At 42.5% G+C, this 18,482-nt stretch carries 12 protein-coding genes; 11 read left to right on the plus strand and 1 reads right to left on the minus strand.

Going from position 1 to position 18,482, the window contains the following annotated elements; genetic code table 11:
- Positions 1-150 precede the first annotated feature (150 nt).
- The 11 genes from ACTJIX_RS04145 (at position 151) to rdgB (ending at position 17,449) form a co-directional block, all read left to right on the plus strand.
- Positions 151-2,328: a TonB-dependent receptor domain-containing protein gene (locus tag ACTJIX_RS04145; RefSeq protein WP_278363677.1), complete on the plus strand. Its 2,178-nt coding sequence runs from the start codon at positions 151-153 to the stop codon at positions 2,326-2,328.
- A gap of 291 nt (positions 2,329-2,619) precedes the next feature.
- Positions 2,620-4,950, plus strand: coding sequence for a TonB-dependent receptor (locus ACTJIX_RS04150; protein ID WP_436913170.1), 2,331 nt, complete (start codon positions 2,620-2,622; stop codon positions 4,948-4,950).
- 384 nt (positions 4,951-5,334) lie between these two features.
- Positions 5,335-7,590 (plus strand): catecholate siderophore receptor Fiu, encoded by a 2,256-nt coding sequence (locus tag ACTJIX_RS04155; protein ID WP_440611200.1) that lies wholly within the window; start codon positions 5,335-5,337, stop codon positions 7,588-7,590.
- 79 nt (positions 7,591-7,669) lie between these two features.
- Positions 7,670-8,353: a Fe2+-dependent dioxygenase gene (locus ACTJIX_RS04160; protein WP_348903095.1), complete on the plus strand. Its 684-nt coding sequence runs from the start codon at positions 7,670-7,672 to the stop codon at positions 8,351-8,353.
- Positions 8,353-9,459 carry an alpha-hydroxy acid oxidase gene (locus ACTJIX_RS04165; RefSeq protein WP_348903092.1) on the plus strand — a complete coding sequence of 369 codons (1,107 nt, stop codon included), beginning with the start codon at positions 8,353-8,355 and terminating at the stop codon, positions 9,457-9,459. Before ACTJIX_RS04160 ends, ACTJIX_RS04165 begins: the two co-directional genes overlap by 1 nt.
- Before the next feature lie 314 nt (positions 9,460-9,773).
- A complete protein-coding gene (locus tag ACTJIX_RS04170) occupies positions 9,774-12,104 on the plus strand; it encodes a TonB-dependent receptor (protein ID WP_440611201.1) in 2,331 nt (776 codons plus the stop codon).
- A gap of 464 nt (positions 12,105-12,568) precedes the next feature.
- Positions 12,569-14,266: a 2-isopropylmalate synthase gene (gene leuA, locus ACTJIX_RS04175; protein ID WP_278364373.1), complete on the plus strand. Its 1,698-nt coding sequence runs from the start codon at positions 12,569-12,571 to the stop codon at positions 14,264-14,266.
- Between the two features lie 112 nt (positions 14,267-14,378).
- Positions 14,379-15,539, plus strand: a complete 1,161-nt coding sequence (metX, locus tag ACTJIX_RS04180) for a homoserine O-succinyltransferase MetX (protein ID WP_440611202.1) — start codon at positions 14,379-14,381, stop codon at positions 15,537-15,539.
- On the plus strand, positions 15,539-16,132 hold the full coding sequence (gene metW, locus ACTJIX_RS04185) for a methionine biosynthesis protein MetW (RefSeq protein WP_004890183.1): 594 nt from the start codon (positions 15,539-15,541) through the stop codon (positions 16,130-16,132). The genes metX and metW overlap by 1 nt, the downstream gene beginning before the upstream one ends.
- Positions 16,129-16,719 carry a tetratricopeptide repeat protein gene (locus ACTJIX_RS04190; protein WP_004813225.1) on the plus strand — a complete coding sequence of 197 codons (591 nt, stop codon included), beginning with the start codon at positions 16,129-16,131 and terminating at the stop codon, positions 16,717-16,719. The genes metW and ACTJIX_RS04190 overlap by 4 nt, the downstream gene beginning before the upstream one ends.
- A 103-nt stretch (positions 16,720-16,822) precedes the next feature.
- Positions 16,823-17,449: an RdgB/HAM1 family non-canonical purine NTP pyrophosphatase gene (rdgB, locus tag ACTJIX_RS04195; protein WP_440611203.1), complete on the plus strand. Its 627-nt coding sequence runs from the start codon at positions 16,823-16,825 to the stop codon at positions 17,447-17,449.
- Positions 17,450-17,551: 102 nt separating this feature from the next.
- Here the strand turns inward: rdgB and ACTJIX_RS04200 are convergent, their stop codons facing one another.
- Positions 17,552-18,433: a permease gene (locus tag ACTJIX_RS04200; protein ID WP_184104585.1), complete on the minus strand. Its 882-nt coding sequence runs from the start codon at positions 18,431-18,433 to the stop codon at positions 17,552-17,554.
- Positions 18,434-18,482: the final 49 nt, after the last annotated feature.

The raw sequence follows: 18,482 nt of genomic DNA on the forward strand, positions 1-18,482 counted from the left end.
TCTTCACATTATTCCTATTTATGCGATGAATTACTCGTTTGATTAAAATATCTATATGCACCTTGTTGCAAATGATAAATATTATCATTAATATTGCAAAAATTTGATATACAACTCTAATTTTATCTCCATTATCCTGGAATCTTGGTTATGCGCACTTTCAATCTTCGCCCTCTTGCAGTGGCTATCCTTGGGGTCACATCATCCTCAGTATTTGCTGAAACAACATTAACGCCTACAACAACACATCAAATGTCGACGATTGTCGTTTCTGCAGCAGGTTTTGAACAAGAGCTAAAAAATGCGCCTGCTTCTATTAGTGTGGTAACCAAAGAAGATATTGAAAAGAAAAATGCGACCAGCATTGCTGATTTGCTCGTTGATGTTCCTGGCGTAGACATTCGTGATGGTGTCGGCAAGACATCAGGTCTAAATATTAAGATGCGTGGTTTAGGTAATGATTACACGCTTATTCTCATTGATGGTCGTCGCCAAACGACGTCCTCTGATGTTGCGCCTAATGGTTTTGGTGAATCATCGAATACTTATTTACCGCCATTAGCCTCTATTGAACGCATTGAAGTGATTCGTGGTCCAATGGCAACACGTTATGGCTCAGAAGCTATGGGTGGTGTCATTAATATCATCACTAAAAAAGTTAGCGATGAATGGAATGGTAACGTTACCCTAAGTGGTAATGCCATGGAACACAGCGGTGAAGCAGATGCATGGAAGACAAGTTTTGCCTTAAATGGTCCTGTTATTAATGACCGCTTAGGCTTACAGTTACGTGGTTCTTATCTGGATCGCCAAAGATCTGAACGTATTGCCGAATCAGGACGTGACCCTCGTCCAAGTAAAGCAGATATTTATGATGTAGGTGGAAAACTCAATTTAACAGTTGATGACGCCAATACTCTCTGGATTGATGCATTTTATTCAAGCCAAACTTATCTCAATGAAGATAACCGCCTAGGTAACATCGACACCCCTACTCGTGCAAATGGTTATAAAGATGAACTCGAGTTTAATCGTGAACAATATGCTCTTGGTCATGATGGAGACTACAGCTTTGGTACATGGAAAAGTTATATAAGCCAAACAAAAACTGAAACATTAGGTCGTACCATTCCACGTAATACTTTCCCTGGTAATGCCTTCGCAGGAAATGATCGCACCCTTGAAAATACAGACTTGGTCTTAGATTCTCACATCATTGCCCCTATTGCCAATCACAAGATTACTGCGGGTGTAGAATATAAAGATTCAAAAGTTGCTGATGATATTGCGGGTATTGGAAAAGAATTTTCTAAAGACTCATGGTCATTCTATGCTGAAGATGAATGGAGCTTATTGGATAACCTTCGCTTTACTTTCGGTGGCCGTTATGAAGATCACTCAGGATTCGGTGGACAATTCAGCCCTCGTGCTTATTTAGTCTGGAATACCAATGATGTTCTTACGCTAAAAGGTGGTGTAAGTACAGGTTATAAGGTTCCTTCTGCGAAAGCTTTACATGACGGGATTATTAACTACAGCGGTCAGGGTACAACACCAACTTTGGGAAATTCTGATTTAAAACCAGAGACCTCTACCAACTATGAACTCGGTTTAAATTTCCAACCGAACGATCGACTTAACTTGACTGCTACGGCATTCTTTAACCAAATTGAAGACAAAATTATGTCTTCAACTTATCAATGCCCAGCTTCACCAGAATGTTCAAGTTTGGCGTCTAGCGTGACAGAATATAGCAAAAGTTCAAATGCAGATGAAGCTGAAACTCAAGGCTTAGAACTTAGTCTTCATTACTCCATCCTGCCAGAATGGGATATCAAGACCGCCTATACATTTATGGAAACCGAAATTACGAAAGGTGAAAAAAAGGGTCAATATTTTAGTAATGTACCGAAACATGCATTAAATACAACATCTACATGGCACATTAATCCTGCCCTAGATATCTGGTTACAGCATGAATATCGCTCGAGCAAAGACCGTTTCCAATCTAATCCAACAGCACCAGCAGCAGGCCTTGGTTCAAGTGATTATGAAGAGTCTTTGATTTTTGGTGATAAGTTTAGTGGTTATAACCTCTTTAACTTAGGTGCAAGCTATAGCTACTCTGATGCATTACGTTTTAATTTTGCTGTAAACAACCTCTTAGACAAAGACTTCACCGAAGGTAGCACCACGTATTCTTATATTAATAACGATGGCGAAACTGTATCTGCCACTGGTTATAAATATCTTGATGTAGGTTCTTCTATCTCTGGTACTTATTTATCAGGCCGTAACTATTGGTTGTCTGTTTCATATGATTTCTAATCATATCTAGTCAATAAAAAAACCTGCTGCGGCAGGTTTTTTATGTTTTGAAAATTCTTATGAAATCCCTACTTCATGTACATAAAAAATCCCCATCAAAGAGACTTTAAGCACTTATTTCTCCGATATTTATTAAATTCATTAGCTTAGATATATTTTGTTATACTATTACATTTACATTTCCAAGTTTAGCCCAGCTAAACATTGCCAAAACCAATAACAAAAACAAACATTAAACAAATAAGAATAATTATTATTCGCACATCATAAATTACACGATTCAAGTATTCCATGTCATTCATCAAGTCACGTAAGAAAATCGTTTCTTCTGCGATCGCTTCTTCCCTCTCCATGATCGCAGTGAACGCTGTTGCTGAAGAAAAAGTTGTTCAACTTGAAACTATTCATCAAGAAATTACTGCTGAAAAACAACAAAGCTTAAAAGTAGATAATTCTGCCAATAAAAAATTTGTTGCACCTTTATTAGATACCCCGAAATCAGTATCTGTCATTTCTAAACAAATGATTGAGGATACTCAAGTTACTACTCTTGCTGACGCTTTACGTACTGTACCAGGTATTACCCTTGGTGCCGGTGAAGGTGGCAACCCGAATGGTGATCGTCCATTTATCCGTGGTTATAACTCTGAAAGCTCAATGTATGTAGATGGAATTCGTAGTGCAACTTCGCAAAATCGTGAAATGTTTGCTGTAGAACAGGTTGAAGTCACCAAAGGTTCGGCTTCTGCTATGGGCGGTGCAGGGACCACTGGTGGTAGCATTAACATGATTTCTAAAGTTGCCAAAGCAGGGGATTCTTTAGAAGGTTCTGTTGCTGGAGGCACTGACAGCTACGCACGTATTACCTTAGATGGTAATAAAGATTTTGGTAATGGTGTTGCAGCACGTGTGGCGGTGATGGGTCATCATAATGAAAAAGCCGGTCAAAAAGACGGTACTGAATATAAACGTGCAGGTATTGCGCCAAGTATTACTTTTGGCCTGGATACCCCTACCCGTGCAACCTTAAGTTATTACTACTTAAAAACTGATGACACGCCAGATTCAGGTGTACCTTATAACAATCCATTTGGTGCCCCAGCTGCTGGTTCGACAGACAATAGACCTTTAAATGGCAATGGTAAACCAATTAATGTTAAACAAGGCGTTTACTATGGTTGGGAAGATCGCGACTTCCAAAAACAGGAAAATCAAATCGGTACGATCAAACTTGAACATGATTTAACCGACAATCTGACAATTTCCAATACTGCTAGCTACAGTAAATCTAAAAATGATTACCTGTGGACCAATCCTGATGACTCAAAAGGTAATATTTATCTAAATAATAGTGTTTTTGCACGTGCAAATTCACGTGTAGCTGATACAGATACTTTTACGGATCAATTAGCACTTACAGGTAAATTCAATACTGGCTCACTACAACATAGCTTTAACTTGGGTGCCGAATATTCTGACCAAGAAAATGACCGTACTCAGTACATTATCAATGGCTTAAATACTACTGGTAGTGCCTATCAAACATGCCCTGATAGTGCACCAGCTGGTTGGTGTACTCCAGTTCAAAATCCCAACCGAGGCCCATGGACTGGCACAATTAGTACAGAGGGCGCTGATCAATACAACACAAGAACCAAATCTACCTCGATCTATTTCTTAGACAGTATTGAATTTAATCCTCAATGGATTTTGGATCTAGGTCTTCGTTGGGATAAATTTGATACAGAGCAAACCATGACTTATGGCGCGAATAACGCTGCAACAAAGCCAACAACCGTAGATGGTGTTGTCATTCCTCCTAAGAAGAATGTTGGTGACCAAGACACGGTAACAAGCGATACCGACTTTTTCACCTACCAAGCAGGGGTAACTTTCAAACCTGTTGAAAATGGTTCAATCTATGCAAGCTATGCAACTTCAGCTAACCCAGTTGGTGTTGATGCAGGTGATGGCTCTGAAGGTATCGGAGAGGCTTACAGTAACCTTGACCCAGAAGAAAGCCGTACTTTTGAAGTGGGTACAAAATGGGATTTATTCGATGATCGCTTGAATTTAACCGCTGCGATTTTCCGTACTGAAAAACAGAATGCCCGTATCCAGCTTGATTCAACCACCTATGCAAATATCGGCGAAAGTAAAGTAGACGGTTTTGAACTTGGTTTGAACGGTAACATCACGGATAAATGGGCAGCTTCTCTAGGTTACACCTACTTAGATAGTGAACAAACAGATCCAGGTCCATCTTGTACACGTGCTGGTGTGTGCACCTACCCGAATGCTGCAAAAGGCAAACGCTTACCAAATGTTCCTGAAAACAGTGCAACTCTTTGGACGACTTATGACCTAACCCCTGCTTTCACAGTTGGTGCGGGTGCAGTTGCCATGGATAAAGTTTACGGTAATGCCGACAACACTAGATACGTTCCAGGTTATGTTCGCTACGATGCAATGGCGCGTTATAACGTGAATCAAAATGTTGACCTGCAGTTAAATGTAAATAACTTATCTGATGAACGTTATTTCACTAAAGCTTATGCATCTCACTATGCAACTGAAGCAGAAGGCCGTAACGCCGTTCTTTCTCTGAACTTTAAATACTAAGTTTTAGCTTCTTCCCTCATCAAAAAATAGCCTCATTCGTGAGGCTATCTTTATTTCTGTCCTATATATCAAGGACTACTTGAACATACTGTTTTTAACACCTGTTAGTTATCTTATTTAAGTCATGGCTTAAAACCTCAAGAAAATATAGACCTTACCTTTTTTCTATAGAAATCCTGAATCAAATTCTAAAATTTAAACAGTAATTCCATGCACAAAGTTATAACAATGACTAAATTCAATATTGTTAATGATAATTATTATCACTACAATTCGCAAAATTGTTAAAGGCTATAACAATAACTCCATAATTGCTGCTATTTGATGAACTCGAGCATATCAAGGTGGTAAGGGAAATATTATTCAATTCAGGAATTCTGTCACATGGCGCATATCAAAAGCCGAAAACATCATTACAAGACTTCATTGGTCGCACTTGCTGCAACTTTGCCACTGATCACTCATGCAGATAACATCACCAATGAAGGCGTTATTCAGCTTCCAGAAATTACAGTTAAGAATAAAACTGCAAATGAATATAAAGTGGATCAATTAAGTTCTGCTAAATCTAACCAAGCTTTAGTAGATACGCCTCAAACTGTTTCAATTATCAACAAGAACTTATTAAAAGAACAAGGTGCGACTACTTTGGTTGAAGCCTTACGCAATACGCCAGGAATTACCTTGCAGCTCGGTGAGAATGGGAATACCAGTGCTGGCGATGCCTTCCAGATGCGCGGCTTTTCAACTCAAAGCTCCACCTATCTGGATGGTATTCGTGACCTCGGTGCTGTGAGTCGTGATGTATTTAACCTGGAACAGGTAGAAGTCGTAAAAGGCCCTGCTGGTGCCGAAGGTGGGCGTGGTACGGCGTCTGGTTATGTGAATCTGGTCAGCAAATTGCCTCATTTAGAAAACAGTCGTGAAGTCTCTGCCACCTACAATACGGCTGAACATACGCGTCTTGCCACTGACATCAATCAGGCAATCAATGACAGCATTGCTGTCCGTTTAAATGCGATGGGTCAAGATGGCGGTGTAGAAGGCCGCGACTTTATTGAGAATCAAGGCTGGGCTGTTGCCCCTTCTATCGCCTTTGGTCTGGATAGTGATACTCGCCTGTATCTTTATTCCCAGCATATCCGCCAACGTAACATTCCGGATGGCGGTATTCCGACGATTGGCATGAAAGGATTTTGGAATGCAGACCCGCTGATCGCCAGCGCACCTAAAGTAGACCGTGAAAATTATTATGGTCACGCAGATGACCATGAAGATGTTGATGCTGACATGTATACAGCCAAAATCGAAAGTGACTGGGCTGAAAATCTGAAATTTACCAATATTACCCGTCTGGGCAATACCCATATGCAGCGTACTTTGACGGGGATTAATAGCCTTTCAAGAAATGACTCTACCAATCCTCAAGACTGGACAGTAAGCCGTTCACGCCAGGGTGTCGATCAGGAAAATAAAATTCTGGCCAATCAGAGCACAGTGAACTGGAATGTCAAAACCGGTTTAGTGGAGCATGATCTGGTCTCTGGTGTAGAACTATTAAAAGAGCAGCAACACTCCAGAACACTGGCTACACAAATGCCAGGGCAGCCTACTAACAGTACACCACCCGCGAATCTATACCATCCTGACCGTCACCAGAATCTGCCTGATCCTGTGTATACGGGCGCTTATTCAAATGGTGAAACCCAGACGGCGGCTGCTTATCTTTTTGATACGCTCAAGTTTGGTGAACGTTTTCAACTCAATGGTGGCGTCCGTGTCGATTATTACGATACCAATTACGATGCACTAGGTTACTCAACCGATAGTACGACACTAGCAGTAACTGAAACCAAAACAGATTTAAAAGCCCATGACACTTTATTCAGCTGGAAGCTCGGTGGTTTATATAAGCCAACTGCCTACAGCAGTGTCTATGCATCTTATGCCAAATCCCTGACACCGCCGGGTAGCAGTAACTTTAGCCTTTCAACCACAGGAATAAACAGCTCAGCCGCAGACCCTCAAGAAACTCATCATTATGAAATTGGCACCAAATGGGATCTACTAGAGGGTGATCTGGCTTTAAATGCTGCTGCATACTACACCGAAAATGAAAACCAGTTTACCCAAGATCCGATTACCCGCGAGTCTGTTCAGGAAGGTAAAACTACAGTTAGAGGAATCGAATTGGGTGCTGTCGGTAAAATTACCGATGCCTGGAATATTTCAGCAGGTGTAGCCCATATGAAAACCGAGCAAAAAGACCAGTTCAGTGTCAACTCCAACACGGGTGTAGTGACCCAGACCAATAGTGTACGCTGGTCACCTGAATGGACCGCTTCACTGTGGACGACCTATAACATTGCCGGTTTAAAACTGGGCTTGGGGGCACGTTATGTGGATGAGCAAAAACGTGTGATCACCGACAGTACTGCTGCAGCGAATATGCCAAGTATTCCAAGCTATGTGGTGTTTGATGCTATGGCCGGTTATACCTTTAATGACCAGACTTCCTTAAACCTGAATGTTTATAATCTGGCAGATAAAGAGTACATCAGCACGCTGAATAATGGAGGTGGTCGTGTGATCTTGGGTCAACCACGTTCAGCAGCTTTAACCTTGAACTATAAATTTTAATTTAGCTTTTATCTCTATCTATCAATATCGTGTATTCTCTTGAATGCACGATATTTTCAATTGCAGGAATGCTTTTAAAATGATGTTACATATCCCGGCAGTATTAAGCAAAGCACAAGTTGCCGAACTGAGACAGCAATTAGATCGTTCAGAACACTGGATGAATGGGCAACTCAGTGCCGGGAGTCAGGCACAGAAAATCAAAAAGAACCTACAACTGGATTCTTCTTCTGTCCTGTATCAGCAGATTAGCCCTATCATTTTACAGGCACTTAAAAGTCATCATTTAATTACCTCTGCTGCCCTGCCGAAACATATCCTGCCGCCCCTGTTTAACTGCTATCAGGATTCTGGCACCTATGGCAATCATGTCGATAATGCCATTCATTACTCTCCTCTACTCGGACAGGCCATTCGTACCGATGTGTCACTGACTTTATTCTTATCTGAAATCGATGAATATGAAGGTGGCGAGCTGGTCGTTGAAGACCAGTATGGTTGCCATGAAGTGAAACTGGATGCTGGTGATGTGATTGTTTATCCATCGACCAGCCTGCATCGGGTTGAACCTGTGACTCAAGGCAAACGTATTGCGGCTGTGACCTGGATTCAAAGTATGGTTCGCGAAGATGCCAAACGCAGCATGCTGTTTGATCTGGATATGACCATTATCAAACTGCGTCAGCAAATTGGCGATACGCAAGAAGTCTTGCAGCTGACCCATCATTATCACAACCTGGTTCGTCAATGGGGTGACTTATAATGTCGCAGGACCCAATCGCACCACTGACCCAGATTCCCGCCTACTTACAAACCATTGCCGACTATGAAATGGAGGCAAAAAAACATCTGTCCAATATGGTCTGGGATTATCTGCAAGGTGGTTCTATGGATGAAGTCAGTGTCCGGGATAATCTACAGCAGTTTCAGGATATTCAGTTATTACCTCGAATGTTGAAAGACCTAAGTCAAGGCAGTACTGAAATTGAAATTTTTGGACAGAAATTTCCGCATCCGATTTTCCTGGCACCGATTGGACACCAGCAACAATTTCATCCTGAGGCTGAAACAGCTTCAGCGCTTGCTGCAGAAGTCATGGGCAGCAATATCATTCTCAGCACTTTTACTAATACCGATATGCGGGCACTCAAGCAGGATAATCCTCGCAAATGGTTCCAGCTTTACTGGCAAGGTGATCGGGAAAAATCTTTGGCTTTGGTGAAAATGGCTGAAGCACACCATTATACGGCGCTGGTAATTACCGTGGATTCACCACATACCGGCATCCGTGATCGTGAACGTCGTGCTTTTTTCCATTTACCGAAAGACATGCAGCACCCGCATACACCAGCACATATTCCCCTGCCAGAATTAAAAGAAGGTGATCATCCGGTCTTTCATGGGCTGATGAAAATTGCTCCGACCTGGGAAGATATTGCCTGGATGGTAAAGCAGACCTATTTACCGGTCATTCTAAAAGGCATCGTGCATCCTCAGGATGCCCAGCTGGCGATTCAGCATGGGGTAAAAGGCCTGATCATTTCCAATCATGGCGGCCGGGTACTAGATACCTGTATTTCTCCACTGATTGCCCTACAACTGATTAAAAAGGTGGTGCCAGCAGATTTTCCTCTACTCTATGACGGTGGCATCCGTCGTGGATCTGATGTATTCAAGGCGATTGCCTTAGGTGCTTCTGCGGTGCTGATTGGCCGTCCTTATATTTATGGACTGGCGACTGCCGGAGCTTTAGGCGTAGCACATGTGATTAAAATCCTCAAAGAAGAATTTGAAATCACCATGGCGCTAATGGGAACAGCCACAGTAGCTGAAATTCAGCCGGGCTGTGTGTTGAATAGAATTGAATAATGATATTTATTTGAAAATAAAGATGAAGTTTCAAGAAGTCGGAAGTGCTATGTTCTACTTCTTGAACTATTATTTAAGACAATCCTAAATATTTTATATCTCGATAATTATTATCAATTAAAACTAAACTAGACCTATATTTTATCAATTTATAACAAAAACATAGAGTTAATCCTCCACCCTCTAACCCTTTCATCTATTTTTAAAATTGATTAAATTTTATTCATCGCCAATATCAATTCAGAAAGGATAGCAACGATAACAATAATAATTATTATTTGCGAATCCAAACTTAAAAATAAAAAAGAACTATGATGAGCCAGATAAAATCTCGTAAAAAAATCGTTTCTTCAGCAATCATTTCTTCCCTTTCTCTTGCATCCGCACATGCAATTGCCCAAGAAAACGTGGTGCAGCTTGAAACCATCCGTCAGGAAGTGCAAATGGAATCTGTGCCAGGTTTAAAAATCGATCAGTCGGCAAATAGCAAATTTGTTGCCCCTCTCCTGGATACCCCGAAATCTGTGGTTGTGATCCCTCAGCAACTGATTGAAGATACCCAGGTTACGACCTTGGCAGATGCTTTGCGTACTGTGCCGGGGATTACCCTAGGCGCGGGAGAAGGTGGTAATCCAAATGGGGACCGGCCTTTTATTCGGGGTTATAACTCGGAAAGTTCGATGTATGTGGATGGTGTACGGAATTCGACTTCACAAAACCGGGAAATGTTTGCCGTTGAGCAGGTTGAAGTCACCAAAGGTTCTGCCTCTGCCATGGGCGGCGCTGGCACCACTGGCGGCAGTATTAACCTGATTTCAAAAGTGGCGAAACAGGGAGATGCGCTGGAAGGCTCCATTGCAGGTGGCACAGACATGTATGCACGTATCACTTTAGACGCTAACAAGGACTTTGATAATGGTATGGCGGCTCGTATAGCTGTCATGGGTCATCAAAATGAAAAAGCGGGACAGCATGACGGTACAAAATACCAACGCGCCGGTATTGCACCCAGCTTCAGTTTTGGTCTGGATAGTGCAACACGTGGCACTTTGAGTTATTACTATCTAAAAACAGATGATATTCCAGACTCAGGCATTCCCTATAACAATCCGTTTGGGGCACCTACTGGAAATAACCCTGATAACCGGCCATTAAATGGCAATGGTAAACCGATTAACGTCAAACAAGGGCAGTATTATGGCTGGAAAGATCGTGATTTCCAGAAACAGGAAAACCAGATTGGCACCCTCAAGCTGGAACATGATCTAAATGACAATTTAACCCTCAGCAATACGGCGGTATTTAACCGTTCTAAAAATGACTACCTCTGGACCAATCCTGACGATTCACGCGGAAACTTCATTTTAAATGGCAATGTCTGGGCGCGGGCCAATTCACGTATCGCAGATACCGATACCTTTACTGATTTACTGGCTTTAACCGGTAAATTCAACACCGGTATCATCCAGCATAGCTTTAATCTGGGTGCAGAATATTCGGATCAGGATACTGAGCGTACTCAATATATTATTAACGGTCTGAATGCGACTGGCAGTTCCTATGCAGCCTGTGGCACTCCTGCCAATATTATCTTAGGTTGGTGTACCTCTGTAGACAATCCAAATCGGAGTACCTGGACGGGAACGATTAGTACGGATGGTGCAGACAGTTATCATATTGAGACCAAATCCCAATCGATCTACTTCCTGGACAGCATTGAACTGCATCCACAATGGATTGTGGATCTGGGAGTGCGCTGGGATGACTATAAGACCCAGCAAACATTGACCTATGGACGATTCAATAATGCGGTGACAGGTGCTAACAATACGCCTATTACAGCCGTTCCAGGTGATCAGCTCACCCTCGAAAATGAAGAAGACTTTTTTAATTATCAGGCGGGTCTGGTCTTTAAGCCAAGAGAAAATGGCAGTATTTATATCAGCTATGCCACTTCCTCGAATCCGGTCGGTATCGATGGTGGTGATGGCTCTGAAAGTATTAGCGCAGCTATTGAAAATCTAAAAGCTGAAAAAGTCCGCACCATGGAACTGGGAACTAAATGGGATCTTCTGGAAGATAAACTGAATCTGACGGCAGCTATTTTCCGTACTGAAAAAACCAATACCCGCTCCACCGATGCTGATGGCAGTACCCGTAATATCGGTGAGACCCGTGTCGATGGGATTGAGCTGGGTATCAATGGAAATATTACTGAGAAATGGGCAATTTCCGCAGGCTATACCTATTTGGATAGTGAACTGATTGATGGTGGCTTTGAAAATATTGGAACCACGGCCGAACCGGTTTATGTTCCAAGCACAAACAATGGCAATCAGGTTCAGAACGTAGCAGAAAACAGTGCAACCTTGTGGACAACCTATCAGGTCATGCCCCAACTAACATTGGGTACCGGTGCTGTGGCAATGGATAAAGTTTATGGCAATGCCGCCAATACCAAATTTGTTCCCGGTTATGTGCGTTACGATGCCATGGCACGTTATCAGGTGAACCCCAATGTGGATCTACAGCTAAATATCAATAACCTGTCCGATACACGTTATTTTACCAAAGCCTATTCTTCCCACTATGCTACAGAAGCAGAAGGCATCAGTGCCGTTTTAGGCCTGCATTTTAAATACTGATCTGAGCAATCTTCATGATATTAAGGGCTAGTCTGGATTCATCAAACTAGCCTTTATTTTTTGATATGAAAGATTTCATGTATGCATTGCTTAAGAACTTCCAACAAAGCTATTATATAAAGAAATATTTTAGCCTTATCGCTTAATTACAGGAAAATCCAACAAAATTAAAATAGATTATAGAAATATTTTTCCAATTAATAACTTTATAAGAAAATCTTTTTTAAGATACGACTAAAATCCATAGAAAAAGCAAAAACTTTTCACGTTTTCTGGACTAAAATTTAATTATAGGTTCACCATGCAGGTGTCTGGTTGATCCTGATGATCAAAACTTAAAAAAGACAGGATTGATCTAATTTACCCTCACCTGCCTGTAAACGAATATATAGACAAAATCTATGCTGTAGACCGAGCAACTGCTACACCAAGCAAGTATGCCAGGCTACCTAAGGAGCTCTCTCATGATGTTGGCTGATCCAAGTAAAAAATACCGTCGCATGTATCAACGTGTGGACTTACCAGACCGTCAATGGCCGAATAATGAAATTACTAAAGCGCCAATCTGGATGAGTACTGACCTGCGTGATGGTAACCAGGCGATCTTCGAGCCAATGAACATTGAGCAGAAGTTCAAAATGTTCCAGATGTTGGTAAAAATCGGTTTCAAACATATTGAAATCGGCTTCCCGTCTGCCTCTCAAATTGATTTCGACTTCACTCGTAAATTGATTGAAGAAGGTCATATTCCGGATGACGTTTACATTGAAGTATTGGTTCAGGCACGTGATCATTTGATTGCACGTACCTTCGAATCTTTACAAGGTGCGAAACGCGCAATTGTGCATATCTATAACTCGAACTCACCGACCTTCCGTCAAAAAGTGTTAAATGTGGATGTTGAAGGTGCGAAACAGTTAGCGATCAATGCAGCGCAAAAAGTAAAAGAATATGCAGCGAAACAGCCTGAAACTGAATTTATCTTCCAGTACAGTCCTGAATGTTTCTCTGCAACTGAATTGGAAGTGGCGAAAGACGTTTGCGACGCTGTGACTGAAATCTGGGAAGCATCTCCAGAAAACAAAGTGATCTTGAACTTGCCAGCCACTGTCGAAGTCTCTACACCAAATGTGTATGCCGACCAAGTGGAATGGATACACCGTAACATCGAGCGTCGTGACGGCGTGATCATTTCAGTTCACTGTCATAATGACCGTGGCTGTGGGATCGCAGCATCTGAATTGGCAATTATGGCCGGTGCTGACCGTGTCGAAGGTTGTGTATTCGGTAATGGTGAGCGTACCGGTAACGTGGACGTGGCAGCGATTGCCTTGAACATGTATACCCAAGGCGTAGCACCAAACTTGGATTTCTCGAACATCAACGAAATCATTGCGACTGTTGAAGAATGTACTGGCTTGCCAGTCCATCCACGTCATCCATATGCGGGCGACTTGGTCTTCACTGCATTCTCTGGTTCACACCAGGATGCGATCAAAAAAGGTTTTGAATTCCAGAAAAACGAAGAAATCTGGGATATGCCGTACTTGCCGATCGATCCAAAAGACTTGGGCCGTGACTATGACGCTGTAATTCGCGTGAACTCACAGTCTGGTAAAGGCGGTATCGCATACTTGTTAGAATCGAACTACAACGTGACCTTGCCACGTCGTTTACAGATCGAATTCTCGCAAATCGTGCAGCAAAAAACTGATGAAGATGGTACTGAGATTTCAGCACAAGCGATCTGGAGCTTGTTCAAAGAAACTTATGTAGCTGCGAAAGATGCTCATTATTCTGCGAAAAACTACAAATTGTCAGATGAAAATGGCAATCAGGTGATTGAGCTGGATATTGAAGTAAACGGTGAAACTCAGCACTTACGTGGTGAAGGTAACGGTCCGATCTCTGCGATCTTGGATGCCTTACAATTACCAATCGATGTCTTGAACTATGAAGAACGTAGCATCAGTTCTGGTGCCCATGCTAAAGCCTTGGCATTGGTAGAACTGCAAGTGAAAGGTACTGGTAAATCCGCCTTTGGTGCTGGTGTGCATGACAACATTGTGACCTCTTCAATTGAAGCGATTATCGCATGTACCAACCGTCTAATTGACCAAGGTGTGTTAAGCACTGAACAGGTGATTGCTGCTGCCGTCTAGACACGGTATTAGAATTAGCGATAATTCATAGCACTAAAAAGACTTTAGAAGGATACCTGCAAATGGTATCCTTTTATTTATTCATACTAAAGATTTAAGGCGAATCATTCCCGTGTCTTTTCCAGCTGACTCAGTGGGCCTTGTTGTCCCACAAAAGTTCCAATTCGAACAGCCGTTAGAGCTTGAATGCGGTCGCATCCTCCCCCGTTTTGAACTGATGGTTGAAACTTATGGCGAACTCAATGCCGATAAGTCCAATGCCATTCTGATTTGTCATGCCCTTTCCGGTCATCATCATGCTGCTGGCTATCATCATGAAGATGATAAAAAACCAGGCTGGTGGGATGCCTGTATTGGTCCAAACAAGGCAATTGATACCAATAAATTTTTTGTGGTTGCCCTGAATAATATTGGTGGCTGTAATGGTTCAACAGGTCCAACTTCTCCGAACCCTGAAAATGACAACCGCCCTTATGGTCCTGATTTTCCTCTAGTGACTGTACGTGACTGGGTGAAAACCCAAGCCATGCTGTCTGACCGTCTCGGTATTGATGTGTGGTATTCCGTCATCGGTGGTTCATTAGGTGGTATGCAGGCATTACAATGGTCAGTAGATTATCCAGATCGTCTGCAAAAATGTGTGATTATTGCCAGCGCACCTAAATTATCTGCACAGAACATTGCCTTTAATGAAGTCGCACGTCAGTCAATTCTGTCAGATCCGGATTTCCATAATGGCCGTTATCTGGAACATGACAGCTATCCAAAACGTGGTCTGATTCTGGCACGTATGGTCGGTCATATCACCTACCTGTCTGAAGAGGCCATGAAGCAGAAATTTGGTCGTGATTTAAAATCCGGTAAATTTATGTATGGTTTCGATGTGGAGTTCCAGGTCGAAAGCTATTTGCGCTATCAAGGTGAACAATTTAGCCGGAACTTTGATGCCAATACTTACCTGATTATGACCAAGGCGCTGGATTACTTTGATCCTTCACGTGAATACCAACAATCATTGGTAAAGGCAATGGCCCAAACCAAATGTAAATTCCTGGTGGTCTCTTTTACAACTGACTGGCGGTTCTCACCTTCACGTTCTGTTGAAATCGTAGACGCCTTAATTACCAATAATAAGCCTGTCAGCTATCTGGATATTGATGCTGAGCAAGGCCATGACTCCTTCCTGTTCCCAATTCCACTGTATGTGAAGTCATTGCGTGCCTTCCTGGGTGGTGAAGAACTGTTAAAATCAACCCCGAAGGAGACGGTGTAATGCGTATTGATCAACAACTGGCAGAACGTTGGATTAAACCGGGTTCACGCGTCCTTGACCTGGGCTGTGGTGACGGTGAATTACTGGCTCATATGAGCAAAAAGCACAATATTCGTGCATACGGATTAGAAATTGATCAGGAAAAGATTGCAATTGCAGTCAGTCGTGGGTTAAATATCATCCAGCAAGACTTAAATCTGGGATTAAGTCGTTTTGCAGACCAGTCTTTTGACTATGTTGTCATGGCACAGGCTTTGCAAGCTGTAGATGCACCGGACGTTTTATTGCGTGATATGGTGCGAGTGGGTAAACAGGCGATTATTACTTTCCCGAACTTTGCGCACTGGAAGACTCGTTCTTTCCTGGCACTAAAAGGGAAAATGCCTGTTTCGGAAGCTTTACCCTATATGTGGTATAACACACCGAACATCCACTTATGTACTTTCCGTGACTTTGAAGCACTTTGCGCGGAAAATAACATCAAAATTATTAACCGACTCGCTGTAAATGGGAATCAACAAGGCAGCATGCTCAGCAAGCACCTCCCTAATTTGTTTGGTGAAGTCGCAATTTATCGAGTGAGCGCTCTATGAAAAAATTATTACTAAGTACGACGCTACTGGCTGGACTTTTTAGCTTTCAGGCCCATGCAGACTATGTTGCTCCAACACCTTCTGTCGCAAGTCAGGCCGCACAATATTCCATCATGGACATTAATAGCCTGATTAAGGCAGCCAAGGCAGGCCAGCCAGGTGCACAATTCTATCTAGCGACAAAATACCAATATGGCAAAGACATTCAGAAAGATGAACGTCAGGCTTTTGCCTGGTATAAAGCAGCAGCCGATCAAGGTCTGGCAGTTGCTCAATTGAATGTAGGCCGTATGCTGGCAGATGGTATTGGCACCAAGAAAGATGAAACACTGGCTCGCCAGTACTTTGAAAAAGCGGCCAGCCGTGGTGATAATCGTGCCAGCTTTAATCTGGCGATGATGGAAGAGAAGAAAAAAAACTATATGGGTGCTTACCAGTGGTATGAACTCTCTACCCGTGACGGCATGCTGGATAATAAAGTGATTACTTTATCTGAAGGCAAGAAAACTGCATTGGCAGCCAACTTGACCCAGGAACAGATCCGTCAGGCACGTGATCGTGCTGACAGATGGATTCAGGCACAATAAGCTGAATGGTATAAATAGCACCTTCGGGTGCTTTTTTATTGCCGCAAATTCTTCATCCATTGCTAAAATAGCGCCCATTCTTTATCTAATAATGAGTTTTAACATGGCTGCAACTGACTGGTTATCCCAAGGCACACTGGTACTAGCAAGTAATAATAAAGGCAAGATTGCAGAATTTGAAAAGATGTTTGCAGAACTCAAACTTCCAGTTGAAGTTATTCCTCAAGGTAAGCTGAATATTGAAGACGCAATTGAAGATGGTTTGAGCTTTGTTGAAAATGCCATTATCAAAGCACGTCATGCCTCACGTATTTCTGGCAAACCTGCGATTGCTGATGATTCAGGGATTTGTGTACCAGTTCTGGGCGGTGCACCTGGAATTTACTCTGCACGTTATGCGGGTGAACATGGTGATGATGCAGCGAACAATGAAAAATTACTGGCTGACCTGAAACCACTGCGTAAAGACGGTGAACCGATTGAAGGCATGTTTGTGTGTGTACTGACCTTAGTTCAACATGCCGAAGACCCATTACCACAAATCTTCCAGGGCATCTGGAAAGGTGAGATCTTGGAAGCAGCCCGTGGTGAAAATGGTTTTGGCTATGATCCGCTGTTCTGGTTACCTGAACTGGGTATTGCGAGTGCGGAAATGAGCAAGGAAGAGAAAAATAAAATTAGTCACCGTGGTCAGGCAATGCAACTATTTAAAGCGAGTCTGGAAAAGTAAGTTTCATCTCTTATTGCTCCCTCTCCCGTTGGGAGAGGGCTGGGGCGAGGGATTTAAAATGCATCTTATTCTCTCTCGGGGAAAAGGACTTTTCTGATATTTTTATAAACCCGGCACCAACGCATGCACCACCACTCCATATACGCCGATCAAGATCGCACTGGCAATCGTTCCTGAAGCAATATATTTCGCTGAATAACCTGTGCCTTGATAATGGGTTTCTAGTGCCACAATATTGGCTGCTGGTGGAAGCAGGAAGTACATCATTAAAACAGCATAAGTTAGTATTTGATGCGGAATTGGCAATAAGAAATAAGCACCTGCTGCCAGTCCTAAAGACAGAATAAAGCGACCACTAATCAAGATTAAACTACGGGTCAAATCACTCAGCTGAATCCGGACATGACGGAGCCACATGCCTAGAATACACATGCCAGCAAAGGTCACCAGAAACTTGTTCGCGGCATAACCCCACTGAATCACTGGATGCGATTCATAAGCACTAAAATCCCAAAATGATAAAACTGCTGCAACCGTCAGTGCAATCACCGGTGGAGACTTCAGCATATTTTTAATAATGAATTGCGGTGTCTGCTTTTCAGCACTCACTGCTACAACTGCACTGACATTTCCAAATAAAGAACCGCCGATATATAAGGCAACAATGGTATTTAAAGCATCAGGACCAAATAACGCCAAGGCAAAAGGAAATCCCAGCCAGACACCATTCAAATAACTAAAACATAATGCACGTAATTTATCTTTGGAGAAAAAATAGAACAGGCCGAACAGAAACAGCGAGCTAAAGATACTAAAGCCAATCAGCCACAAGCTACCCTGCTTATAGAACACCATGTTGTAAATTATAATCAACGGGATCAGCAGACGAGCCAGTAAAGCGGCCATAAATGGACGAACCGGCTTTAAATAATGGATGCCCCAGAATCCAATCAGAAATGAAATAAGTGGTAGGAGCAGTGCCATAAAAAAGATAAAGTCAGGAGTAGTAGACAGGCTTCATCCTAGCACATCT

Source organism: Acinetobacter sp. 22323 (assembly GCF_052044895.1).
Classification (GTDB): domain Bacteria; phylum Pseudomonadota; class Gammaproteobacteria; order Pseudomonadales; family Moraxellaceae; genus Acinetobacter; species Acinetobacter schindleri.

What these genes read in the sequence shown, in the direction of transcription:
- ACTJIX_RS04145 (WP_278363677.1), top strand. Translation starts at nt 151, where the DNA reads ATGCGCACTTTCAATCTTCGCCCTCTTGCAGTGGCTATCCTTGGGGTC.
- ACTJIX_RS04150 (WP_436913170.1), top strand. Translation starts at nt 2,620, where the DNA reads ATGTCATTCATCAAGTCACGTAAGAAAATCGTTTCTTCTGCGATCGCT.
- ACTJIX_RS04155 (WP_440611200.1), top strand. Translation starts at nt 5,335, where the DNA reads ATGGCGCATATCAAAAGCCGAAAACATCATTACAAGACTTCATTGGTC.
- ACTJIX_RS04160 (WP_348903095.1), top strand. Translation starts at nt 7,670, where the DNA reads ATGATGTTACATATCCCGGCAGTATTAAGCAAAGCACAAGTTGCCGAA.
- ACTJIX_RS04165 (WP_348903092.1), top strand. Translation starts at nt 8,353, where the DNA reads ATGTCGCAGGACCCAATCGCACCACTGACCCAGATTCCCGCCTACTTA.
- ACTJIX_RS04170 (WP_440611201.1), top strand. Translation starts at nt 9,774, where the DNA reads ATGAGCCAGATAAAATCTCGTAAAAAAATCGTTTCTTCAGCAATCATT.
- leuA (WP_278364373.1), top strand. Translation starts at nt 12,569, where the DNA reads ATGATGTTGGCTGATCCAAGTAAAAAATACCGTCGCATGTATCAACGT.
- metW (WP_004890183.1), top strand. Translation starts at nt 15,539, where the DNA reads ATGCGTATTGATCAACAACTGGCAGAACGTTGGATTAAACCGGGTTCA.
- ACTJIX_RS04190 (WP_004813225.1), top strand. Translation starts at nt 16,129, where the DNA reads ATGAAAAAATTATTACTAAGTACGACGCTACTGGCTGGACTTTTTAGC.
- rdgB (WP_440611203.1), top strand. Translation starts at nt 16,823, where the DNA reads ATGGCTGCAACTGACTGGTTATCCCAAGGCACACTGGTACTAGCAAGT.
- ACTJIX_RS04200 (WP_184104585.1), bottom strand. Translation starts at nt 18,433, where the DNA reads ATGGCACTGCTCCTACCACTTATTTCATTTCTGATTGGATTCTGGGGC.